General features: G+C 57.6%; 1 rRNA gene. It reads left to right on the top strand.

What is annotated here, in order from left to right:
- Positions 1 to 1506 (top strand): 16S ribosomal RNA (locus tag QQX09_RS14230); the annotation flags it as partial.
- Positions 1507 to 1521: the final 15 nt, after the last annotated feature.

Here is a 1521-nt window from a genome sequence, read left to right as displayed (position 1 = left end):
CCTGGCTCAGGACGAACGCTGGCGGCGTGCTTAACACATGCAAGTCGAACGGTGAACCAGGAGCTTGCTCTTGGGGATCAGTGGCGAACGGGTGAGTAACACGTGAGTAACCTGCCCCAGACTCTGGGATAAGCCTTGGAAACGAGGTCTAATACCGGATACGCGACTCCACCGCATGGTGAGGGTTGGGAAAGTTTTTCGGTCTGGGATGGACTCGCGGCCTATCAGCTTGTTGGTGAGGTAATGGCTCACCAAGGCGACGACGGGTAGCCGGCCTGAGAGGGCGACCGGCCACACTGGAACTGAGACACGGTCCAGACTCCTACGGGAGGCAGCAGTGGGGAATATTGCACAATGGGCGCAAGCCTGATGCAGCGACGCCGCGTGGGGGATGAAGGCCTTCGGGTTGTAAACCCCTTTCAGCAGGGAAGAAGCGAAAGTGACGGTACCTGCAGAAGAAGCGCCGGCTAACTACGTGCCAGCAGCCGCGGTAATACGTAGGGCGCAAGCGTTGTCCGGAATTATTGGGCGTAAAGAGCTCGTAGGCGGTTTGTCGCGTCTGCTGTGAAATCCCGAGGCTCAACCTCGGGCCTGCAGTGGGTACGGGCAGACTAGAGTGTGGTAGGGGAGACTGGAATTCCTGGTGTAGCGGTGGAATGCGCAGATATCAGGAGGAACACCGATGGCGAAGGCAGGTCTCTGGGCCACAACTGACGCTGAGGAGCGAAAGCGTGGGGAGCGAACAGGATTAGATACCCTGGTAGTCCACGCCGTAAACGGTGGGCACTAGATGTGGGGCTCTTTCCATGAGTTCCGCGTCGCAGCTAACGCATTAAGTGCCCCGCCTGGGGAGTACGGCCGCAAGGCTAAAACTCAAAGGAATTGACGGGGGCCCGCACAAGCGGCGGAGCATGCGGATTAATTCGATGCAACGCGAAGAACCTTACCAAGGCTTGACATATACCCTCTATCCCCAGAGATGGGGAGTGCTTCGGCGGGGTATACAGGTGGTGCATGGTTGTCGTCAGCTCGTGTCGTGAGATGTTGGGTTAAGTCCCGCAACGAGCGCAACCCTCGTCCTATGTTGCCAGCACGTGATGGTGGGGACTCATAGGAGACTGCCGGGGTCAACTCGGAGGAAGGTGGGGATGACGTCAAATCATCATGCCCCTTATGTCTTGGGCTTCACGCATGCTACAATGGCCGGTACAATGGGCTGCGATACCGTAAGGTGGAGCGAATCCCAAAAAGCCGGTCTCAGTTCGGATTGAGGTCTGCAACTCGACCTCATGAAGTCGGAGTCGCTAGTAATCGCAGATCAGCAACGCTGCGGTGAATACGTTCCCGGGCCTTGTACACACCGCCCGTCAAGTCACGAAAGTCGGTAACACCCGAAGCCAGTGGCCCAACCCTTTTGGGGGGGAGCTGTCTAAGGTGGGATTGGCGATTGGGACTAAGTCGTAACAAGGTAGCCGTACCGGAAGGTGCGGCTGGATCACCTCCTTTCTAAGGAGCACCTAC

Source organism: Demequina litoralis (genome assembly GCF_030418455.1).
Taxonomy (GTDB): Bacteria; Actinomycetota; Actinomycetes; order Actinomycetales; family Demequinaceae; genus Demequina; species Demequina litoralis.
Note: the sequence above shows the minus strand (reverse complement) of the source record. Positions and strands in the feature narration are given on the sequence as shown.